The 1,079-nt window shown below is 59.7% G+C and carries 2 protein-coding genes; both read right to left on the bottom strand.

Going from position 1 to position 1,079, the window contains the following annotated elements:
* A partial coding sequence (locus tag AC1DSG_RS31345; protein ID WP_477794320.1) for an HlyD family secretion protein occupies positions 1–758 on the bottom strand: 758 nt, incomplete at its 3' end.
* Positions 751–1,079 (bottom strand): MarR family winged helix-turn-helix transcriptional regulator (locus AC1DSG_RS31340; protein WP_477794319.1); only part of this gene is annotated, 329 nt, incomplete at its 5' end. The genes AC1DSG_RS31340 and AC1DSG_RS31345, both read right to left, overlap by 8 nt.

Here is a 1,079-nt window from a genome sequence, read left to right as displayed (position 1 = left end):
ATGCCGTCGAAGGGGGCTGTCACCACGGAGTTGCGCAGATTACGTTCGGCTTCCTTCAACGCTGCTTGTGCTTGCAGGTAGGAGGGGTGTTGCTCGATAGGTCTATCCAGCTGCCCACCCAGTTGGGCCAGCGACGCGGCAGCCTGGGCCTTGGCAATCGATACCTGCTGGCGGGTATTGTCGAGTCCTTGGTGGGCGTCGTCGTAGAGTGTCTTTGATACGGCGGCAACGCTGATCAGCTTTTCCAGCCGTTGGAAGTTGGTCTGATAGTAAGGCAGCTTGGCCTCAGCCTGGGCGATCTCGGCCAGCGATTGGTTGTAGCTGGCCTTGAGATAAAGGATCTGGTTGCGTGCGCTTTCCAATTGCGCCTTCGCGCGGGCCAAGGCGATTTCAAAGGGTTCGGGCTTGAGGCGGAACAACACTTGACCCTTGCTTACGGCTTGGTTGTCAGAGACTTCAATGGCCGCGACGATCCCGGCCACATCGGTGGAAACCCCCACTCGTTCGGCCTGGATATACGCGTTGTCGGTGCTCACTACCTGGCCACCCAATACATACCAGGTGGCACACACTGCGACGGCGATGGGAGCCAGCAGAAACAGGCCGATGCGCCGGCGTTGCCGTGCCGGGTCAGTCGGTTCTTGAGCCGGGCTATCAGGTGCCGGAGCTTCGGGTGCCGACACCTGAGGTTTTTCCAGTGGCTCTAGCGGTCTGGCTTCCGCGTGCACGGCAGGTCGCTGCAATGTCGGCTCAGCCATGCTTCACCTCATCCGCCGCACAGCCTGTGGATTCATCCACGGGCTGACCGCAGGCAGTCAACAAGTGTTCACGCATACGTTCAAGGTATTGCAGCAATTGGTCGTGCTCCTGGAGGGAGAAATCCGCCATGGTTTCCAGTCGGGTTTGCTCGCCGATGGTGCGCATGAATTGCAACAGCGGATGGGCAGTCGGGGTGAGAAACAGCAAGGAGTAGCGGCGGTCAGTGGGATGGTTGCGGCGCTCGATCAGGCCGCGCTCCTGCATCTTGTCCAGCAAGCGCACCAGCGTGACTGATTCRATTTCCAACAGGTCAGCCAACC

This window comes from Pseudomonas sp. P5_A12, from assembly GCF_056400685.1.
This window is presented reverse-complemented; position numbering and strand designations above follow the sequence as displayed.